Below are 20,017 nucleotides of genomic sequence, written 5' to 3'. Positions count from 1 at the left end.
GTTTGTATTGTTAGATGTTTATATTCAGGGTGATGCCGAACGTGCGGGGCCGTCCGCGCTGGACAAACTCGTTGCCGATCGACTTGAAATAGAATACGTCGTAGTTCGTTCCCCCGAGGTTGCGGCCCCAGATGTCGAGCGAATAGTTTTTGTGTTCGAACCTAACGGAGGCGTTCGCAAGGGCGTAGAACGGCTGCGAGAGGGAGTTCTCCTCGTTCCACCAGATACGTCCTGCGCAACTGACTCCGGCCTGCAGGACCAGGTCGCCGAGCCATTTAACGCCCGTGGGCACAGTCCATGCCGCACCGGCCGAGAAGGTGTGCTGCGGGGCGTAGGGGATGCGGTTGTCCTTGTAGCTGACGCGCACGGGATCGCCTGTGTCGTTCTTCACGGTGGTTTCGTAGCGGACGAACCGGGCGTCGGTGTAACCGTATGCCGCGTTGATGTCGAGCGTCCGCCACGGCGAGACCTGTAAGGCCGCTTCGACTCCGAGACTGCGCGTGCGGCCCGCATTGGTCATCATGCGGCCCGTGGTCTGTCCCGGGGGAAAGACCGTGAGCTGCTGGTCGCGCACGTCGATGTAGAATACCGCGAAATCGCCCCTTACGGCGCCGTCCATGCAGGAGAAGTGTCCGCCCGCCTCGTAGTTCCAACTGTATTCGGGTTTGTAGGTTACGCCGTTGCGGACATCGTAGACCTCGCCGATGCCCATTTGGTTCATCAGCTCCTGCTGCAACACGTCGGAGAATATCTGAGTGTTGAATCCGCCCGATTTATACCCCTTGGCTACCGTAATATAGAGGTTGCGTATCTCGTCGAAGGCGTACATGACGGAGAATTTGGGCAGGAACTCCGAGAAATTCTGTTTCAGCGTGCGCCGGTTGTCGATCTCTACCGGCCGTTCGTAGACGGTCCCGTCCTTGATAAGGGTCTTCGTGTAGCAGGTGCTCGTGTAGTTGCGGTAGCTGAGGCGGGCGTGTTCGAAGTCGAAACGCAGTCCGGCGGTGAACCGCCAGCGTCCGGCCGTGTAGTTCGACTCGTGGTAGAGGGCTCCCCCGGCCGAGGGCATGCGGAAATCACTGCCCAGGAACAACTCCCCGCTGCCTGTTCCGTCGGCCCGGCCCCAGGCGTAGCGGTAGGTTTTGTCGTTCTCGTTTGCGTTCTTGAGGATCAGTTCGTCGATGCCCGTCTGTTTGAAGTTGACCGGGGCGTCCATCGTCCCGTGGCGGTAAAACCCGAAGGCTCCGAACAGCCAGCCGTAGCGCCGTCCGTCCCGCGAGCGGAAAACGAGGTCTTCGGTGACGGCGTGTTCGCGCCGTGCCTGCCGGAGGGTGAAATAGGAGTCGGGGGTGAAGTCCTGGTCGAGGAGCATCTCGTCGTCGGAGTACTGGTACGAGGTGATCGACGAAATGGAGTATTTTTCGGCGTCGTAGCGCACCGTGAGGCCGTCGCTGATGTTCGTGCGACGGTATGAACTGGGGTCGTTGTAGCTGATCTGGCCGTGGCGGATAACGGTTTTGCCGTCGCGTACGATCTCTTCGCCGACGTAGGCATAGGGATAGCCGCCCTGGTTGAGCACCGAGAACGAGAGGGTGTTGTCGATGCGAAGTCCCTTTCTGTTGCGCCACTGGATTTTCCAGCGTCCGCCGCCGAGGCGTTCCCAGTCGCATTTTTCGCCCGTGTAGTCGTTGTCGAAGAAGCCGCCCGTGTGGGTATAATAGCCCGTCACGGCCATGCCCAGGTCGGGAGCGAGTTTGTAATAGGACGAGGCGCGGAAACGGTAGGAATCCCCGCTGCCGTATTCGGCCGTGAGCCGCACGCCTTCGTAGGTGAGCGGCGAGCGGGTGTAGACATTGACCACGCCGCCCATCGTGTTGCGTCCATAGAGCGTCGACTGGGGGCCGCGCAATACTTCGATGCGCTCGGCATCGGCCAGTTCCGTGTCGAAATTATCCTTGTTCAGCACGGGAACGTTGTCGATGTTGAGCCCGATGACCGGCTGGTCGATGCGCGCCCCGAGTCCGCGCACGTAGATCGACGAGGTCATGCGCGAACCGTAGTCCGGGGCGTGGAAGTTGGGAACCGTCTGCGAAAGGTTCTTGACCGCGCCGATGCCGCTGCGCTCGATGGCGCGGCTGCCGATGATCGACGCTGCGACGGGCTGTGAGCGCAGTACGAGGCCCTGCTTGATGGCCGTCACCTGCACTTTGTCCACCACGATCACCGTGTCGGCCGCCTCCGTGTCCGGGGCCGGGCCGTTACCGCCCGCAGTACGGGCTGTGGCGGCGGAGGCCAGCAGCAGCAGGGGTATGGCGAGCGATTTATAGTGCATTTGTCGGGTGCGGTTATCGAAAGTACAAAGTAACGGTTTTATTTCGGTCGGTGCAATCCTTATTTATGAGGATGCGTCACATCCCGTCGGGATCGACGTAACCCGCCGCGAGAGCGTAGACCACCAGCCCGGCGGCCGTGCGGATGCCGAGTTTCTCCATGATGTTGCGGCGGTGGGAGATGACTGTCGTCAGCCCGATGCCGAGCCGGCCGGCGATCTGTTTGTTGATCAGCCCGCCGGCGATGAGCGCCAGCACCTCCGTTTCGCGCTCCGTGAGCGGTTGTGCCGCCTGCGGCTGTGCGGGCAGGGCGTGCTCCGGACGGCGGACGCTGTGCTGCAACTGCATGAGCGAGCGTACGAAACGCTCTTCGTCGGCCTGCACGTCGATGCTGTGCATTCCGGCGGGCGACTGTCCGTTGGTGAGTACGATGGTTTTGTGGTTCCGGGCGCGGAAAAAGGCGTTGTGCGCCGCGAAAAACTGCGCCGTGACGAAATAGTGGAAGAACCGCTCCGGATTGGCCTCTGTGAAATCGCGGAAATCGCCGAACAACTCCACGTCGGCCGCCGGGGCCGCTTTCTCGAGGATGGCGCGCAGCCCCACGCCTACGAGGATGTTGGAGGTCAGGACGGCTATGGCGGGGCGCTGTTCCATCGGCTATTCGTGGTGGTAGGGTTCGTTGTTGAGGATGGTGAAGGCCCGGTAAATCTGCTCGGCGAAAATGGCCCGCACGATCTGGTGCGAGAAGGTCATGCGCGAGAGCGACAGTTTGCTGTCGGCACGCCTGTAAACCTCGTCCGAGAAACCGTAAGGGCCGCCGATAACCAGCACGAGGCGTTTCACGCCGCTGTTGAGGCGCTTTTGGAGCCAGAGCGCAAACTCCACCGAGCGGTACTCCTCGCCCCGCTCGTCGAGCAGCGTCACGTAGTCGCCGTCGGTAAGCTGGCGCAGGATGGCTTCGCCCTCGGCCGTGCGCTGCTGTTTGACGGTCATGCTTTTGGTGTTGCGCACGTCGGGCAGGGTAGTGACCGCAAACCGGCAATAGAAATTCACGCGCCGGGCATACAGTTCCACCAGCGCGGCGATCTCTTTCGAGTCGGTTTTTCCTATGACGATCAGCTCTATGGTCATTCGTTCCGCCTGTGTGTGCGTCGTACGCAGGCCGTCGCAAAGATAGCCTTTTTATTCGGTTCGGGCAAATCGTTTTTCCCGCCCCGAAACAGCGATGCCGCGCTCTGTGGCGCGGCATCGGGGTCCGGAAGCCGGAGTTTTTATCCGAATAGACAGTTCAGCACACGGGCCAGACGGTATCCGGCATTGCGAATCTGGCGCTCGACCAGCGGAACGGCCTTGTTCAGGAAGTCCTGTCCCAGTTGCTGGTCGGGCTTTGCCCACTCGAACTGCACTTCGCATCCGACGGCGCTCTCGTGGAGCCAGTCGCGGGGCGTACCCGCGGCAATGGCCTGTTTTTCGGCCTTGGGGAGGCGGTCCAATTCGTCGGCCCATTCGCTGACCGACCAGATGCGCGCCGTGGTGATGATCTCGTTGTCCCAAACGCTGTGGACGTAGAATTTGTGGGGCTTGTGGTACTTGTCTTCGAACATCACGTCGTATTTCATGTTGTGCGTCGTGTACTTGATGTGTGCCGGGCAGTGCATGTCGCCTACCAGGTGGATGACGTACTTGAGGTTGACCTCCACGGCCGAGTCGGTGAGGTTGCGGTAGTTTTTGAGGTTCTCGATGGCCAGTTCCAGTCCGTAGATGGCGTTGCCGCCCTTCGTGAGCATCGAATCCTCGTAGCGCAGGGAGGCGTCGACCGGCGCCGTGTGCCAGTTGTTGGTGAACTTGTACTCGGGCGTGTGGCGGTACTCGTCCATCCATTTGGCGAAGTAGACGATCGAGTGACCTCCGAGATACTTCTCGATGCGTTTCTTGGCCTTTTTCGTCAGGTTGCGCTCGGCGATCTTGGCGATCGTCTCGTGCCCTTCGCGTCCCCATCCGAAGACGCTCCCCGTGTTGAGGATGCCGGCGAAGAGCAGCAGTAACAGCAGTTTTTTCATGGTATGTGTTTTTTCGGGTTGATCGTGCGGTTTGCGTATGCGAAGGTACGAAATAATTCCTTTACCGCTGGATCAAATATTCGTTTTCGTGGCCCAGTACGACCTGTTCGGCGACCTGGCGGAGGTAGGCGGCTTTCGACGGCTCGATGCCGCAGTCCGCGGGCGCGTTGCCGAACGCCGTGCCGTAGAGTACGAGGTAGTTGACGCAGGCCTTCAGGTAGGCGCCGTAGGCCGACTGGTGCTTGTTGTCGGTGTAGTAGAGGTTGATGCCCGACGTTCCTTCGCGTACGGTCCTGAACGCCACGCCGATCGGCGAAAGCCACGTCCCGGCGGCCTGGGCCATGGCGCGTGCTCCTGCGGCGTTGTAGTTCTCGAAGGTTTGGAAGTCGGTGAACCCGCCGTAACTGCTGGCCGAGAAGGTCCAGGTCTGTTCGAGGATCACTTTGCACGACGCCGATTTTGCGCGGATCCGGTCGGCCAGCGCTGTACAGTTGGCCGCTATCGAGGCCGTGCCGTCGCGTCCGTAGGTCGCGGGGTTCTGGCTCTGGTCCTGGATGAAGGCGTAATCGTAGTCTCCGATGTCGATGGCGTCCGTCGAGAACGAAAGCCCCAGTTGCTGGCCGAAATTCTGCGAACCTTTGAAATGGCCCTTGATGTTGAGGTAATGGCCTTCGTTCCAGGCGATCTCCTTGAGCATCCAGACCGGATTGCTGTAATAGGAGAACGAGTTGCCCAGGCATAACACCTTTTTCGTGTCTCCCGGGACTGCCGTACCGAGGTTCTGCACGTAGGAGGCCGTGAATCCGTAGGGCGGCAGCAGGCTCGCCGAGTTGCCCGCCGCGATGTTCTGCGCCCCGCCGGTACAGGTGTAACGTCCCACCGCGCGGCAGCGGATCTGTACGGCTCCGGTGACGGGCTGCGTAAAGCGGATCGTCTGCATGACATTGGCGTGCTGGTAGTTGGTTCCGGAGCTGACGCCCGAGCATTTGTAGGTGTAGCGGATCGAGGGGTCTTCGGGGGCGGTGAGCAGGTCCTCTTCGACGCTCTTCCACGTGCCTCCGTCGAGGTACTCCACGATGAAGTATTTCGGCGAATTGGCCTCGCCCGCCATCGTGGCGTTGAACTCGATCGCCGTGCCTGCCGGCAACTGCTTTACGGGCATCGTGTAGAGCCAGTAATCGCCCTCGACCATCGTCGAAACGGTGGGTTTGTAAGAGCTGACCGTGCGGGTGAACTCGCGTCCGGCGTTGGCTTCGCCGCGTACGACGGAGATATAGGCCGAACTGCCCGAGGTCGCCGGGAGCATGTTGGACGAGGTCCATGCGGTGTTGTACTGCCCGACGGTCGAGGCCGAAAGCACCCATTGGCCGGGGAAGGCCGGACCTGCACCCTCCTGTGTGACGGAGACGGTTGCCGTCTGCGTCTGGTCCGTGGAGGTGAAGGTGACCGTTGCGGGCCGCGGTTCGGTCTGCGGATTCACGTCGGCCGAGATGCGGATTTGCTGTACGTAGGGGCTTTTCGTGCCGGACGCGAGGGGCATGTCGTTCAGGTCGGTGACCTTTACCCACGTGTCGCCGCCCGTGCTCACGGTCCAGTCGTAGTCGGCGGCCGAGAGACTCACCACGGCGGCGTTGGTCCCCATGGCGTTGAGTTCGACCGATCCCGGGGCTGCACTGAAAGTCGCTTCGGCGGGAGTGTTCGATCCGGCGGGGTAGTAGAGGATGTTCTCCCGCGTGACATTGACCGCCGCTGCGCTGTGCGCACCGAGGTAATCCATGTAGTTGTCGGCATTGACGCCTGCCATGACGTAGCTGCCGTTGTTGTACGTGCCCACGTCTCCCTGCGCGATGCAGTTGCGGAACAGGGCGGCCTTGTTGCACTGCCCGAAGAAGGTTCCCTTGTAGTTGTTGTTGTCGCGGTCGGAGATGACGCGGCCGTAGTTTTCGCATCCGACGAACTCGTTGTCGTCGTGGTTCACGAGGCAGACGATACTCCCTGCCGCGCCGTTCGTTTGGCAGATCACGTCGCCGTGGTTCACGACCTTGGTGAACTTGGCGCCGGTCCCCGTGATGCAGGTGATGTTGCCGATACGTGCATTGCCCGATGTGGCGAATGCGTTGACATTATGTCCGTAGTTGGTGCACGCCGTGAGGTGGGTGTAGCGGTTGGCCGCGGCGACGATTCCCGAGGCGCGGGCCGCTTTGGTCGAGAGGTTGCCGCGGTTGACGCAGTCGGTGAAGACCACGGGATTTGCCGAACTGGCGTGGTTGGTGCTGAATCCGCAGATGCCGCCGATCTGCACGCCCGTTGCGCCGTTGCCGGTGTTGCCGCCGCTTTCGCCCGTGAGGTCGGCCTCGTTGACCAGACGGTCGATCCTGACCCCTTCGTTGGCAAAGGCGAGGCCCACCATGCCCATCGTCATGCGGACGTTGCCTGCCGAGCCGTCGAACGACATCGGGGCGTTATTGGTGACGTTGCGCACGGTAGCGTCGTAGACCAGTCCGGCCAGGATGCCGCAGTCCGTACCCTTCGAAGCCTTGACCTCCAGCGAGCAGGAGGCGTCGAAGATCAGGTTCTCGACGACGGCTCCGGGACCCAGTGCGCCGAACAGCCCCCACGCACGGTTGGCCGTGGCGTTGTCGCACACCATTTTGAAGTTGCAGATCGCATGGTCCTGTCCGTCGAAAAAGCCCGTGAAGGGGCGTCCCGAACTGATCGAGATGGCGTTGCTCGCCAGTGCGAAGGTCGCATCGCCGATCGGGGTCCATGCCGTCGTGCCTGTCATGTCGATATCGTCGAGCAGCACCACGACGCCTTCGTCGTTCTGCCACGGGGCGAGGGTTTCGCCTGCGTTGACCGCTGCGGCGAATTCGACGAGGTCGTCAGCCGTCCAGATGCCTCCCGGAGGCGCGAAGGCGTAAAGCGCCTTGGCCAGGTGGCGGGCTGCGAACGTGCCGTCGGTTTCGTTATAGGTGCGTACGCCCGATTTGTAGACGTTCTTCGTGTAGCTTTTGCCGTCGGCTGTCGAAAGCGTCAGTTTCAGGCCCGCCGGCGAGGTGAAACGCCCGACGGGGAATTTGATCGTCTGAGGACGGGTCAGGTCGGCTCCCTCGGGAAAATCCAGCGTCAGTTTCGTGCCGGTTCCGTCGGGGGCCGGGGTGAGGGCGAGCGTTGCGGGGTCGACCGTGCCGGTGAAAGTCAGGTAACCTTCGAATCCCTCCTCCGAGGCGGGTTCCACCGTAATCGACCGTGCCGGGCTTTCCAGGTCGCCGGCGTCGATGCGCAGTTCGATGACCGAGAAGATGTTGCGGAATGAGACGTGCAGCGCCCCTTCCGAAAGATTGTTTTCGAGCGGCGTGCCGACCAGCGGTGCGCAGGCCGTGTTGGCCTGCTCCGTGCCCTGGAAGGCGATCGTGCGCCCGGCCTCCACGCTGACGATGCCTTCGGCGGTTGTGGCGGGGTAGTAGGCCGTCAGCGGTTTCGACGCATCGTACGAGGCGATGCCTGCGTCGCTGGTGAAGGTGGTCGTGACGCCGGTTTCGGCGGCCGTGTAGGCGTAGGCCGCACCGTCGTAGACGACCGTAATGCGGTCGCCGGCTTCCCAGGTGCTTTTACCCTCGTTGATGTCGGTGCGGGTCGCCGGGGTGCAGGCGGCTTTGATGACGAGTCCCGACGAGGCGTGCGGCGGGGCCGGTTCGGTGATTTCTGGCTCCCGGGTGCAACTGCTGAAGAGCAGCGCCGCGCCGAAGAGCAGGATATGTAGTTTTTTCATTTCGGTCGGGGTTTATTCTTTATTCTTGTCGTCGTCGAATTCCGTGTCCTCGATGCCGTTGTCGGGCTTCTCCTGGTCGATGTCCGACATGTCAGTCACGGCATAGGGCGTTGCGAGGGCGTAGCGCGCCGCTTGCAGGGCGAGCGGGGCGTTGGCGTCGGTGACGGGTGTCGAGTAACTGCCCGCAGTGGTGTTCGAAATCGTGTAGCGGAACGGGTTGCCGTCGAGCGTCACGCCGTCGAACGCCGGGGAGATCAGTTTTTCGAAAACGGCGCACGAAGCGGCGTAGCGTGCGATGCCGTAGTCCATGTGATACCCGTCGCGGGTCATGTCCATTGCGTTCTGGAGCTTCGACGAACGCAGGTTTTGCAGGACGGTCCCGGTGGCGATCAGATCGTCGAACGTGACTTCGGCCATCACCTTTTTGCCCTGTGCGACGATTGCGGCGTACATGTCGGCCTGCGACGAGGCGAAATTGTTGACGATCACCGTCTGCTGTGAATAACTGACGATTGCGGGGTCGCCGTAGGCCTGCGACAGGATGTAGCAGAATTTGGGCATGGCTCCGGTCTGCGTCGATTTCACGTTGTTGATCAGTCCCTGCAAAGCCTCCTTTTCGGTCGGGGTCCACGACCAGGCGTTGACCTTGCCCGTGTGCTCCTGGATGGTCACGATGTCCCACTCGTCCGATGCGGCGACCTCCTTGATCGTCTTGTTCATCAGTTCGGTCCATCCGGCGGCTCCCGGGGCGCACTCATAGCAGCGGTAGTCGCTCACGGTGGCGAATCCGTTGTTGTACTCGGGAACTGTGCGGCCCCCGTAGTACATGTGCGTCATTTTCACCTTGTCGATGCCTGCGGCTTTCAGCAGGCCCGGCAGGTGCTCCACGGCGTCCTTGGTGAAACTGTTGCCGATGAAGAGGATGCGCAGTTGGGCTTCGCCGCCCGGATCGCCGCCGCCCGAGTTGCCGAGTTGGTAGACGATGTTCGTCAGCGTCGATTTGGTCGCGCCCTGCTTGCCCAGGTAGTTGGCCTGGTCGGCTTCGGAATAGGAATCGAAGACGGGCGTACCGTTGTTGTATGTGCCCACCTTGCCGCCTGCGGTGCAGTTGGTCCATGCTGCTGCGCCGTTGTTGTAGGCCCAGAATACGCCGCGGTTGGCGTCGTCGCTGAGGATCGTGCCGTAGTTGGCGCAGTTCTCGAACGTCGCGGTGTTCGACAGCGAGACGATGCCTGCCGTGCGGCCTCCGGTGGTCGAGGTGAGGTCGCCGTAGTTCGTGCAGCCGATCATCGACGATCCCGTGCCCGTGATGCAGGTGATCTGACCCTGGCGGCCTCCGCCCTGCTTGGGGAAGGTGTTCAGTTGATCGCCGTGGTTGACGCAGTTGGTCAGTTGGGTGTAGCGGTTGGCCGCAGCGACGATGCCCGAAGTCCGGGCCAGCGCCGAGGTCATCGCGCCGTAGTTGATGCAGTCGGAGATGATGACCTTCTGCTGCGACGACGCCTCGTTGGTGGCGAAGGCGACGATGCCCGCGGCATGGCAGGCGTTGCCGCCGGCCTCGAGGTTCGGAGTCCGGTTCTCCGCCGTGATTTCGCCGTTGTTGTTCACGCTGTCGATCACGACGCCCGCCGTTTCGGCGAAGGCGAAGCCTATGAGGCCCATGTACATCGGAACGCTCGCTCCGGCGGCGCCCTGGAAGAGCATCGGGGCCGAGCCGGTGATGTCGCGCACCGTAGCATCGTAAACGACACCGGCCACCAGGCCCGCCGCGCAGCGCGCCGAGGCCGTTACGGTCAGCGAACACCCCGAGTCGAACGAAAAGTTCTCGACCACGGCCCCCGGGGCCAGCGCCCCGAAGAATCCGTATGCCTGTCCTTCCTCGCTGCCTGCGGCTACCATTTTCAGGTTGCGGATGCGGTAGCCCTGTCCGTTGAAGTGCCCGGCGAAGGGCGTTCCCGTGAGGGCGAGCTTGTTGCTGCCCCACGTGAAGGCCGCCTTGCCGATCGGGGTCCACTCCGTGACCGCCGCCATGTCGATGTTGGTCAGCAGGCACACCTCGCCGTCCTCGTTCTGCCATTCTTCAATCGAGGTCCCGGCATTGACCGCCGCGGCGAATGCCACAAGGTCGTCGGCCGTGCGGATGCCCTTGGCCGAGGAGATGTCGCCACCGTATTTGGTGTTGGTCACCTTCGATTCATTGCCGGTCTTGATCAGGCCGATGTAGTCCATGAAGTTCGTCTCGTCGATGTCGGCCATCACGTAGTTTCCGCCGTTGTACGATCCTACACCGCCGCCTGCTGTGTTGTTGTCCATCTTGGCGAACGTGTTGATGTTGGCCACCAGCGTTCCGCGGTAGGTCGCAAGGTCGGTGATTACCCGGCCGTAGTTGGCGTTGTCGTTGAACTCCACGTCGGCTGCGTTGAGCAGGCAGACCAGTCCTCCGGCGTGGGTCTTGGCGTTCGTGGCCACGACATCGCCGTAGTTCGTACAGCCGTCGACTTTCGACGCCGTGCCGAGGATGCAGGTGATGTTGCCCAGGCGTCCGCCGCCCGATTCGGCATAGGTATTAAGCATGTCGCCGTGGTTGTCGCATTCGGAAACCACCGTAAAGGTGTTTGCCGCGGCGATGATGCCCGAGGCGCGGCCCGTCGAGGTCTCCATGTCGCCGTAGTTCACGCAGCGCGTGATCTTGTTTTGGAAGGTCGACGTGCGCGAGGTGTTCGAAAGTCCTGCGATACAGCCCACCTGCGTCGAAGTGAACCCGTTGGCGTTGGCGGCTCCCGGCACGGCCTTGAGCGTGCCGTAGTTCTTCAGCCCGATGAGCTGTGTGACGGTCTCCTCGCTCGTGCCCGCTCCGTAGACGAAGCCCACGAGACCCATGGTCATCAGTTTGCCCGAAGTTCCGTTGCCCAGGCACTCCATCGGAAGGTAACTGCTGCAGTCTTCGATCGTCGATTCGATGCTGGCCCCGGCGATGACGCCTGTCGAGGTGACGCCGTTGCCCGAAACCGTGAACGACCCCGTGTCGCCTGTTTCGGCGCCCAGTACGAGGTTGCGGACCGTTGCGCCTTTCAGTACGCCGAACAGGCCGTAGGTCTGGTTGTCGCCCGTGAGCGTTGCGGCCATCCTGAAGTTGCGCAGCGCATGGCCCTGTCCGTCGAACGTGCCTTCGAAGACGGCCCCGGAGGGCGTGGATACGGCGGTCGTGGCGGCGAACGTGCCGTTGCCGATCGGCGTCCACGACGCGATGCCCGTCATGTCGATGTCGCCGGTCAGCACGGCGGTCATCAGTTGTGCGCCCGTGCCGGCGTTGACATCGGCGGCGAACTGCACCAGTTCGGCGGCCGTGCCGATTTCGATGCGGTCGCTCGTCGCCTTGGTGAAGAAGACCGGACGCAGCACCGTGTGCTCCAGCATGTCGTAGGCCACCACGATCAGGTGTCCCTCGCGGAAGCCCGCCGGGAAGGTGACTGCAATCTGCTGTTCCTGCTTGTCGAGCGCAGCTTCGAGACCCTCGGCCGCCGCGATGCCGACCAGCGCATCGGTGGCGTGTTCGCCGTGAAGCGTATATTTGACCGTCATCGGAGCTGAAATATCGACCACCGTGGTGTTGATCGCCGTCGAGAGCGTGAGGTTCAGCACCTGTTGGATGGGCAGCGTTACGACTTCCCCGTTGCCGAGCGTCAGCGACAGGTTGCCGTTGGCGTCGCGTTCGATGCTTTTGAACAGGCAGCTTTCGCCGTCGTTGGCTTCGATCGGGCGTCCCGAGGCGTCGTTCAGCCGTTCGCCGTTGACCGTCCAGAAGCCCTGTGCGTCGACCGACACCACGGGGGTGTGGCCGCTCACGGGAACCCGCTCCCCGTCGTTGCCGGACAGCGGCGAGGTCTCGCCGTCGACGGTTACGGTCCAGTAATAGAGGCCGCTCTCCGCGTCGAGTTCGACGCCCAGCAGCGGAACGTTGAGCATTTGGTCGGTCGTGGCCAGCACGACGCTCTTCTCTTCGTTCTTGTTGTCCTTGTAGGTAATGACGTAGTTGCCTTCGGAATCCTGTGCCATCGCAGTGATGACGTTGCCGGAGGTCAGTTCGCTCAGGTCCGCCAGTTGGCTGTTGAGCGAGGCGATGCGGCCCTGGAGCTTCGCGATGCGCTCCTTGAAGCCGTCGATACGGCCGCTGAGCTGCGAATCGTCGTAGTCGCTGCATCCTGCGGCGAAGGCGATCGCCGTCAGGAGCAGGAAATATAGGAATCGTTTCATGGATGTCTTTGTTTAGCGTTAGTAGTTCTGCGACGGATCGAAATATTCGCTGTTGCGGTAACACAGGGCGTTGTCGTTCGTGGCTTCGGGAGCGCCGCTCGGGTTGTCCTTCCAGGTGTCCCATTCGCCGACGCGGCCGCCCTTGGCGCACTGCGTGACGAGTCCCTTGGCGCTGTAACCGCAGGCCCAGCCGGGACCGTGCTGCGGAGCGCCGGCGTCGAGGGTGATGTTGGCCAGGATGATTCCCTTGTTCACGCAGCCTACGATCGTGGCTTGGTTGTGGCCCACGAAACCGCCCGTGCGGCATCCCAGTTGCGAGAAGACATTGCCGTTGTTGGTGCAGTATTCGATGCGGATGTTGTTGTTGGTCACCGTACCGCCCACCAGGCCGCCCATGCGCTTGTTGTTGTAGTAATCCCGGCTGCCGCCATACTGGCCCACGGCGTCGTCCTGCACCGTGCCGTTGTTGGTCGAGTTGCTGACCGCAGTGCCGTTCTCTTCGCTCGTCGGGCCGCCCAGTGTGCCTACCAGACCGCCGCCGCGTCCTGTCGGGGCGCTCACTGCGCCGTTGTTGGTGCAGTAGTCGAGCTTGATGCCTCCGCCGAGCGTGAAGGCGCAGATGCCGCCTACGTTCATGCCCGTACCGCCGTTGGCCGTGTTGGAGATGCGGCCGGTCTTCACGTCGCCGTTGTTGACGACGGCGAGGTCCTTCGTTTCACCGCCGATAGTCGTCGACTTCGCACAGGCGGCGATGCCGGCGAGCATCATCAGCGTCGCATCGGGATTGTCGCCCGTGAGGATCACCGAAACGTTGTTGGTGACGTTCGAGATCGTCGAACCCTCGGCGTAACCTGCCAGCGCACCCACGGCCACGACGTTGGAACTTGCGCCCGTGACGGAGATCTGGTCGCCTGCGGCGCCCAGTTTGAGGTTCTTGACCGTGGCGCCCTTCAGCGCGCCGAACAGGCCGTGCAGGTGGGTCGTTTCGTCTTCGGCGTCGAAGGTCCACTGGATACCCTTGATCGTGAAGCCCTGGCCGTTGAATACACCCGTGAAGGGGTTGACCAGCGTGTTGTAGGAGGGCGTTCCGGTGGCTTTGCCCGATCCGATCGGAGTCCACTCGGTGAGTCCCGTCAGGTCGACATCGTTCAGCAGCACCACTTCGCCCGAGGCGTTCTGCCAGCGGCTCGTGCTGCCGCCTGCGTTGACCGCCTTGGCGAAGGCCACCAGGTCGGCGCCTGTGGAGATACCCGGGTCGGTCGGCACGTCGGGAATGACGGGCGACTGGCGCACGGCGAGCGTGACGGTTACGCCGTAGGGGCGGTTCGAGAAGGTGATCGAACCCTTGCGGTCGGCGCCGCTGTCGTTTTCATAATAGTCGGCAACAAACGAATGCGTCGTCGTAATCATCGGGGCGCGCGTCGTGGGGGTGGGTTTGAGCCACGATTGGCACTCCTCGGCGATTGCAACGTCGTATTCGATGTTGGCCGACACTTTGATATCGAATTCGGTAAATTCGCCTTCGAGGGCGACTTCCGTTCCGGTCCCGAACTGCGGGTCCCACGTCGGGGGCTCGATCTGGGCCGTTCCATAGGTGAAAAAGAGGGGTTTAAGTACGGTGTTGCCCCCGGCCGTAACCAGGATCACCGTGTTGCCCTCTTCGGCGTCTTCGTCCAGCCGGACGGAGATCGTACGGGTGTATTTGTCGATCTCCACCGTTACGTTGTAAGCCGTGAAGTAGTCGATATGGGCGTTCTCGGCTTCGCTGCCCGCTATGGCGTATTTGATGTAGGCCGGCGTTGCCCGGTCGGCGATGGCCGTTACGGGGGCGGCGTCGAAGCTGATGTTCAGCGCTTCGAAAACCGGAATTTCGAACGTGCTGCCGTCGGCGAGCGTGAAACGGACCATGCCGCTCTCCTCGTCGGTCTCGACCGACTGGAACAGCGTGTTGCTCGTGTCGTTGGCCAGTACGGGTTTGCCGTCTTTGCCGACGAAACGCTCGCCGTTGACCGTCCAGAATCCTTCGGCGTCGATGCCCATCGTGGGAGGTACGCCGCCTACGGGCATCATCTCGCCCGACCCATCGAGCAGCCACTGGTACGTTTCGCCGTTGTCGGCGGTCGTGCGCCAGTAGAGTTTCCCGTCGGTGAATTCCCCGGCCCCGACGATCGGGGCGGTCACTACGTCGCCCTGCGTGGCGAGGGTAATGGTCTTGGTCTCGCCGCCGTGGTCGCGGTAGCAAACGACGTAGTTGCCTTTGTCGTCCTGCTTGAGGTAGGAGATGAAGCTGCTGTTGACGAGCGCTGTGAGCGAGCTCATCTGGTCGTTGAGTTCCGCGACGCGCTGTTCGGCCGCCGTGAGTTCTCCCTCGATGGCGTCGATGTTCTTGCGCAGTTGCCCGTCGTCGTATTCGTCGCACCCCCAGAGGAGGACGAAGCCGGCCATAAGCACTATGATGTTCAGGATATTTCTCATTGTTCTCTCTGTTTAAGGGTTACTTTTTGATCCGCACGTGCATGTAGTTCATGCAACTGCGCTCGCCTTTCGAGTCGGAAGGTTTGTTGACCACCTTGCCCTCGCCGTCGGTGTAGAGCCACATGGTCGTCGAACCTCCGCCGTCGAAACGGGTTACGTTCCAGCAGCCGAACTTCTGGGCGATGCGGACCATTTCGTAGAACTTCACGCCCATCGAAACCCAACTCTGGCGGCCGTCGATGACGAAGAAGTAGACTTTCGTTCCGGGCTGGTCGACGCCCACGTAGGTCATCGGATCGTAAACCGACGAGGCGAGGTTTTTATCCACGCCGTTGTCCAGGAGGTGGTACATCGTCGAATTCTGCGCGAGGATGGGGGTCGAAACGCCGTCCACCGCCACGTCGGCGCGGATGCGGAGCGTCGAGCCTACGGAGAGTTTTCCGGCGAAGGCTTCGGCGGCGGCTCCCGTGAGCTGCACGGCCCACTGGTCGAGGGTCGTGAGGTAGGGCGCTTCGGCGAGTTCCGTCGTGCGTCCGTCGGCGATCTGGGTCACGGTGGCTTCGAACCAGCCGTCGTTGACCGTCATGGGGTTGCCCGAGGTGTTCTTCGCCACGACGTAGAGCGCTTTTTTGAGCAGCGTGTTGGTCAGCGAGGGAGTACCGGGGTGCGGCGTCTTCTTGTAGCGCGCCGTATAGAGGTTGGCCTCCTGCGATACGTTGCCCCGGCGCAGGATCGTGTCGTTGATCGAGTGGTATTCGTACTCGACACCGTCGACCTCGATCTTGCCCGTGAAGACCTTCTTGCCGCAGCTTACCGTACGGTCTTTGAAGAAGGTGAAGCAGTTCTGGTGGTTGGTCAGCGACGTGCGCACGGTCTTGTTATTCACGAAATCGGGGCGGCCGTCCTCGATGTGCAGGCCGCGCGGGAATCCGTCGTGCGAATTGAAGAACCCGGTGTTGATGCCGGCGATGATCTCCTGCCCTTCGGCGCGCTTGCGGGTGCAGTTCTCCGAGAGGGTCTCGCGGATGTTCTTGCCGTTGTTGCTGTTGTTGTTGCCGTTGGGGTTGGGCACGAGGTCGTTGGAAATCGAGGTTGCGATCTCCACGGCGTCGTTCGTCAGGTCGAGTTCCAGCACGTGCATCTTGCGCGGCAGGTTGGTGAACTCGTAGTAGGTGTATTTCACGCCAGGATGGAGCTGGATCGTCTGTTTGAGTTCCCAGTCGTAGTAGGCCGGAAGCGACCAGTCCACGGTATTTTCCTCGGTGTTGTAGTTCGACTGCTTGTGGCAGACGGCTGTGGCGTGCATCGCCGCCGGAGCTGTCTTCGGAGCGTCCTTATAGGTGTCGTAGTCGCCGACGAAGCCGTTTCCGATGCACCCTTTGATGAGCGAAGCACTCTGGTTGTAGCCGCAGGCCCAGCCGGGACCGTGGTAGTTCGCGCCGTCGACGGTCACGTTGCCGATGATGGCCCCGGTGTTCTTGCAGTTCTGGATCGTGCCGAGGTTATGGCCCGAGAAACCGCCTGTGCGGCATCCCAGGTGGGTGATTACGTTGCCGAGGTTGTTACAGTTCTCGATGACGCAGCCAGTCGAAGTCGAACCGCCGACCAGGCCGCCCATGCGCTTGATGCCGTATTGGTTTTTCTGTCCGGCGTACTGCCCGGCAGCGTCGTCTTCGATGAGTCCGTTGTTCAGCGAGTTGGCGATGGTTCCCTTCTCGAAGGTTCCCGCCAGGCCGCCCCCGCGTCCCGAAGGCGCGTTCACGCGTCCGTTGTTGGTGCAGTAGCCGATGAGGTTGTTCTCGGCAGACTTGATGTAGGCGCAGATGCCTCCCACCTGCATGCCTGTGCCGCCGTTTCCGGTGTTGGCGATGGGACCCGTGGTGATGTCGCCGTTGTTGGCGCATTTCACTGCGGCGGACGTACCGCCGATGGTCGTCCCGGACATTTGCCCGGCGATGCCTGCAAGCATGACGAGCGTTCCGGCAGGGTCTTCGGCCTCGAACGAGATCGAAACGTTGTTGGTTACGCTTTCGATAACCGATTCGGTGGCGAATGCCGCCACGCCCGCTATGGCCGTCCCGGCCCCGGCGGTTCCTGTTACCGTTATCTTGTCGCCCGTACTGCCTACCGTGAGGTTTTTGACGGTCGCCTTTTCCAGCACGCCGAACAGTCCGTGTGCGGTCGATTTTGCGGCGTCGGCCGTCCAGCTTATGTTTTTGATCGCGAAATTCTTGCCGTTGAATATGCCCGTAAAGGGATTCTCGGCCGTGCCGATCGGCGTCCACTCCGTCGTGCCGGCCATGTCGACATCGTTCAGCAGCACTACGTCGCCGCTTTCGTCGCGGTAACGGTCGTAGCTGCGCGAGGAGTTGACGGCCTCGGCGAATTTGCGGAGGTCTTCGGCGGTCTTGATGCCGTAGTATTCGGGTTTGGCGCTTTTGGCTGCGAGGCGCACGACGCGGATCAGGACGTTCTCCTCCGTGTCGCAGAGCATCACGGTGAAGCTGCCCTCCTCGAACGCATTGCCGAAGGTGACGGCGATGGTTCCGGCAGCGGTGTCGGCCACGGCCGTGAGCTTTTCGGCGCGCATGATCTTCAGGATGGTCTCGCCGGCTTTCTCGCCCGTAAGTTCGTAGCCGATCGTGAGCGGCTGCGAGGTGTCCTCGACCACGTATTCGTCACCGAGGACGGTGTCGCCGACCTTGAAAACGATATTGAAGGCGTCGAAAACCGGGGCCGATACCGTCGTGCCGTCGCCCAGCGTGAAGACTGCGTTGCCGTTAGCATCGCGCGTGACGCCCGTGATGAGCGATGTCTCCTTGCCTTCGGCCTTCAGCGGATTGCCCGCTGCGTCGGTCAGGCGTTTGCCGTTGACGGTCCAGTAGCCCTCCTTGTCGACGGCCACTTCGGGCGTACGTCCGGCGACGGGGATTTTCGCCCCGTCGGTATCTTTCAGAAAGTCGGTCTTGCCGCCGGCGGTGGTCGTCCAGTAGAGTACGCCGCCTTCTTCCTTCGTGCCGAGGATCGGTGCGGTCGTCACGTCGTCCTTCGTCGCGACGGTGACGCTGTGCTCGACGTTGTCCGGGCCCTTGAACCGCACGACGTTGTTGCCTTCGGCGTCCTGCGTGATCGAGGTGACGACCCCGCCGTTGACGACTGCCGAAAGCAGTTGGATCTGCCGGTTTATTTCGTCGGTCTGCTTTTCGAGCTCGGTGAGTTGGTTGTAGATCTCGTCGACGCCTTTCCACAGGGCGGAGTCGTCGAAATTGTCGCTGCATCCGCCCGCGAAGAGGAGGACCGATGCCAGAAGCGTTGTTATCATGGTTCGTTTCATTGCCATTGAGTTTTATCGGGTTGCAAAAAGCATCAGTCGAAATTGGTGCTGTCGGTCCATCCGGGGTTCTGGGTCAGCAGGCCGCCCGTCAGTACGCGCTGGTCGGCCGGAATCGGCCACAGATAGTCGCGTTCCTCGGTCCAGGTGTATTTCAGGGCGCTCCAGGCTACGACGTAACCGCGGTTGTTAGCTGCGTCGGAAAGGACGATGTCCGATCCGATCTTCAGCACCGTCAGTCCGTCGGCCGGTACGCTGGTCTGCTGTGTGGCGTAGAGTTCCAGATCGTTCTTGCCGTCGCCGTCCATGTCGTAAAGGCCCGGGCCGGGGAAGTAGATGCCGTAGTAGGGTGTCGTTTCGTTGACCATCTGCGCACCTTCTTTCCAGCGGAACATGTCCCACATGCGCTGGCCTTCCATGACCATTTCGACGGTGCGTTCCCGGCGGATTTCGAGGATCACGCCCGTGTTGGCGCTTTTGGTGACCTTGGGGTAGCAGGCCAGGAGGAACGGATCGGGATCGGCGTTGGCTGCCGCCATGTCGAGTCCGTCCATTCCGATGCGGTCGCGGATTTTGTCGATCGAGATGGTCAGGTCGTCCTGCGTCAGCGTGCCCAGTTCGGCTTTGGCTTCGGCGTAGTTGAGGTAAACCTCCGCCGTGCGGAACAGCGCCCAGTCGGACGTGCCTTTCGAAGCGCCGCTGTGGGCCGCCGTCGATACGAACTTGATCGGCTCGTAGCCCGTCATCGCCGTCATGTCGTTGGGCGTGGCCGAACTTTCGCCTTTGGCTACATAGCCCGGGCAGAGCACGGTCTGCACCATACGCGGATCGCGCCCTTCGGTCTCTTCGGTGTAGAACATCGTTTCATATCCCTGTTTTTCGGTGAAGCGCGAGCCGTCGGCCATCAGGTAATGGTTCATGAAGCGGCGGGTGAAGCCCTGCGCGCCGTTGCGGATGTTGAACTGCAGGCTATGCGCGAGGTTCAGCCCTTCGAAGTTGTAGAGGCGAGCCAGGATGACCTCGGACGACTTGGCGTTGTCGCTGCAGAAAAGGTCGCGATAAGGTTCCGTGCCCTCTTTGTAGATCGAATAACCGCTCTCGGCGATGAAGGTCGCTGCGGCGTCGGCCGCCTGTTCGAGGTATTTCTCGGCGTCGGGCAGGTTGCGGTATTTGCGCCATGTGCCTTCGTAAAGCGCCGCCCGGGACTTGAGGGCCAGCGCCGACCAGCGGGTCACGCGTGCCACCTCCTTGTCTCGCGGCAGCATGGCGATGGCGTTGTCGAGGTCCGACATCACATGGTCCATGATGATTCCGCGGTCCTCGCGGGGCTTTTTCAGCAGGTCCTCCTCCTCGGAGCCGATCACTTTGTCGTACCAGGGTACGTCGCCGTAACGCCGCACTTTCTCGTAGTAGAAGTAGGCGCGGAAGAAGTAGGCCACACCGTCGTATTTCGTGCGGGCCGCCTCGTCGGTGCAGTTGTGCGAGTTTTGCAGGTAATAGTTGACCTTGCGCAGGGCGGTCCAGGTCCAGCCGGACTCGTCGGAGGCCATGCGGGTTCCCGAAATCACGTCGCCCATGCTCTTGTCCACCATGTCGTCGGCATTGAGTCCGGCGGCGCTGTCGGGCGAGTCGAGCATCGTGTAGAACTGGTTGGTCCACAGGCGTAGGTCTACTTCGGACTTGAAGAAGGTCTGCGGGGTGACCGTATCTTCGGGGATGAGGGTCAAATCGCAGCCGGCGCATGCCGCTCCCAGCAGCATCGTCGCTAGTATTTTGTACAGTGTTTTCATCTGTC

9 protein-coding genes are annotated in these 20,017 nt (G+C 61.7%); all 9 read right to left on the bottom strand.

Annotated features, from left to right (window positions below):
* Nucleotides 1–10: 10 nt before the first annotated feature.
* Nucleotides 11–2,332 carry a TonB-dependent receptor gene (locus tag KG007_RS03185; protein ID WP_213347320.1) on the bottom strand — a complete coding sequence of 774 codons (2,322 nt, stop codon included), beginning with the start codon at nucleotides 2,330–2,332 and terminating at the stop codon, nucleotides 11–13.
* A 76-nt stretch (nucleotides 2,333–2,408) separates the two neighbouring features.
* Nucleotides 2,409–2,984 carry a helix-turn-helix transcriptional regulator gene (locus KG007_RS03180; protein WP_213347319.1) on the bottom strand — a complete coding sequence of 192 codons (576 nt, stop codon included), beginning with the start codon at nucleotides 2,982–2,984 and terminating at the stop codon, nucleotides 2,409–2,411.
* A gap of 3 nt (nucleotides 2,985–2,987) precedes the next feature.
* Nucleotides 2,988–3,461 (bottom strand): 23S rRNA (pseudouridine(1915)-N(3))-methyltransferase RlmH, encoded by a 474-nt coding sequence (gene rlmH, locus KG007_RS03175; RefSeq protein ID WP_195458561.1) that lies wholly within the window; start codon nucleotides 3,459–3,461, stop codon nucleotides 2,988–2,990.
* Nucleotides 3,462–3,601: 140 nt separating this feature from the next.
* Nucleotides 3,602–4,390: a S1/P1 nuclease gene (locus KG007_RS03170; protein WP_195458560.1), complete on the bottom strand. Its 789-nt coding sequence runs from the start codon at nucleotides 4,388–4,390 to the stop codon at nucleotides 3,602–3,604.
* A 61-nt stretch (nucleotides 4,391–4,451) separates the two neighbouring features.
* Complete coding sequence (locus KG007_RS03165) at nucleotides 4,452–8,162, bottom strand: BACON domain-containing protein (RefSeq protein ID WP_213347318.1); 3,711 nt, start codon at nucleotides 8,160–8,162, stop codon at nucleotides 4,452–4,454.
* Nucleotides 8,163–8,174: 12 nt separating this feature from the next.
* Nucleotides 8,175–12,416 carry a DUF4886 domain-containing protein gene (locus KG007_RS03160; RefSeq protein WP_249413229.1) on the bottom strand — a complete coding sequence of 1,414 codons (4,242 nt, stop codon included), beginning with the start codon at nucleotides 12,414–12,416 and terminating at the stop codon, nucleotides 8,175–8,177.
* 18 nt (nucleotides 12,417–12,434) lie between these two features.
* Nucleotides 12,435–14,891, bottom strand: a complete 2,457-nt coding sequence (locus KG007_RS03155) for a PL29 family lyase N-terminal domain-containing protein (protein WP_249413228.1) — start codon at nucleotides 14,889–14,891, stop codon at nucleotides 12,435–12,437.
* Between the two features lie 19 nt (nucleotides 14,892–14,910).
* Nucleotides 14,911–18,225, bottom strand: coding sequence for a PL29 family lyase N-terminal domain-containing protein (locus KG007_RS03150; RefSeq protein WP_213347317.1), 3,315 nt, complete (start codon nucleotides 18,223–18,225; stop codon nucleotides 14,911–14,913).
* Between the two features lie 32 nt (nucleotides 18,226–18,257).
* Nucleotides 18,258–20,012 carry a RagB/SusD family nutrient uptake outer membrane protein gene (locus KG007_RS03145; protein WP_213347316.1) on the bottom strand — a complete coding sequence of 585 codons (1,755 nt, stop codon included), beginning with the start codon at nucleotides 20,010–20,012 and terminating at the stop codon, nucleotides 18,258–18,260.
* Between the last annotated feature and the right edge of the window lie 5 nt (nucleotides 20,013–20,017).

Source organism: Alistipes montrealensis, from assembly GCF_018362775.1.
GTDB lineage: Bacteria > Bacteroidota > Bacteroidia > Bacteroidales > Rikenellaceae > Alistipes > Alistipes montrealensis.
Note: the sequence above shows the minus strand (reverse complement) of the source record. Positions and strands in the feature narration are given on the sequence as shown.

Excerpts from the sequence above, each read along its gene's own strand:
- KG007_RS03185 (WP_213347320.1), bottom strand. The coding sequence starts at position 2,332 with ATGCACTATAAATCGCTCGCCATACCCCTGCTGCTGCTGGCCTCCGCC.
- KG007_RS03180 (WP_213347319.1), bottom strand. The coding sequence starts at position 2,984 with ATGGAACAGCGCCCCGCCATAGCCGTCCTGACCTCCAACATCCTCGTA.
- rlmH (WP_195458561.1), bottom strand. The coding sequence starts at position 3,461 with ATGACCATAGAGCTGATCGTCATAGGAAAAACCGACTCGAAAGAGATC.
- KG007_RS03170 (WP_195458560.1), bottom strand. The coding sequence starts at position 4,390 with ATGAAAAAACTGCTGTTACTGCTGCTCTTCGCCGGCATCCTCAACACG.
- KG007_RS03165 (WP_213347318.1), bottom strand. The coding sequence starts at position 8,162 with ATGAAAAAACTACATATCCTGCTCTTCGGCGCGGCGCTGCTCTTCAGC.
- KG007_RS03160 (WP_249413229.1), bottom strand. The coding sequence starts at position 12,416 with ATGAAACGATTCCTATATTTCCTGCTCCTGACGGCGATCGCCTTCGCC.
- KG007_RS03155 (WP_249413228.1), bottom strand. The coding sequence starts at position 14,891 with ATGAGAAATATCCTGAACATCATAGTGCTTATGGCCGGCTTCGTCCTC.
- KG007_RS03150 (WP_213347317.1), bottom strand. The coding sequence starts at position 18,225 with ATGAAACGAACCATGATAACAACGCTTCTGGCATCGGTCCTCCTCTTC.
- KG007_RS03145 (WP_213347316.1), bottom strand. The coding sequence starts at position 20,012 with ATGAAAACACTGTACAAAATACTAGCGACGATGCTGCTGGGAGCGGCA.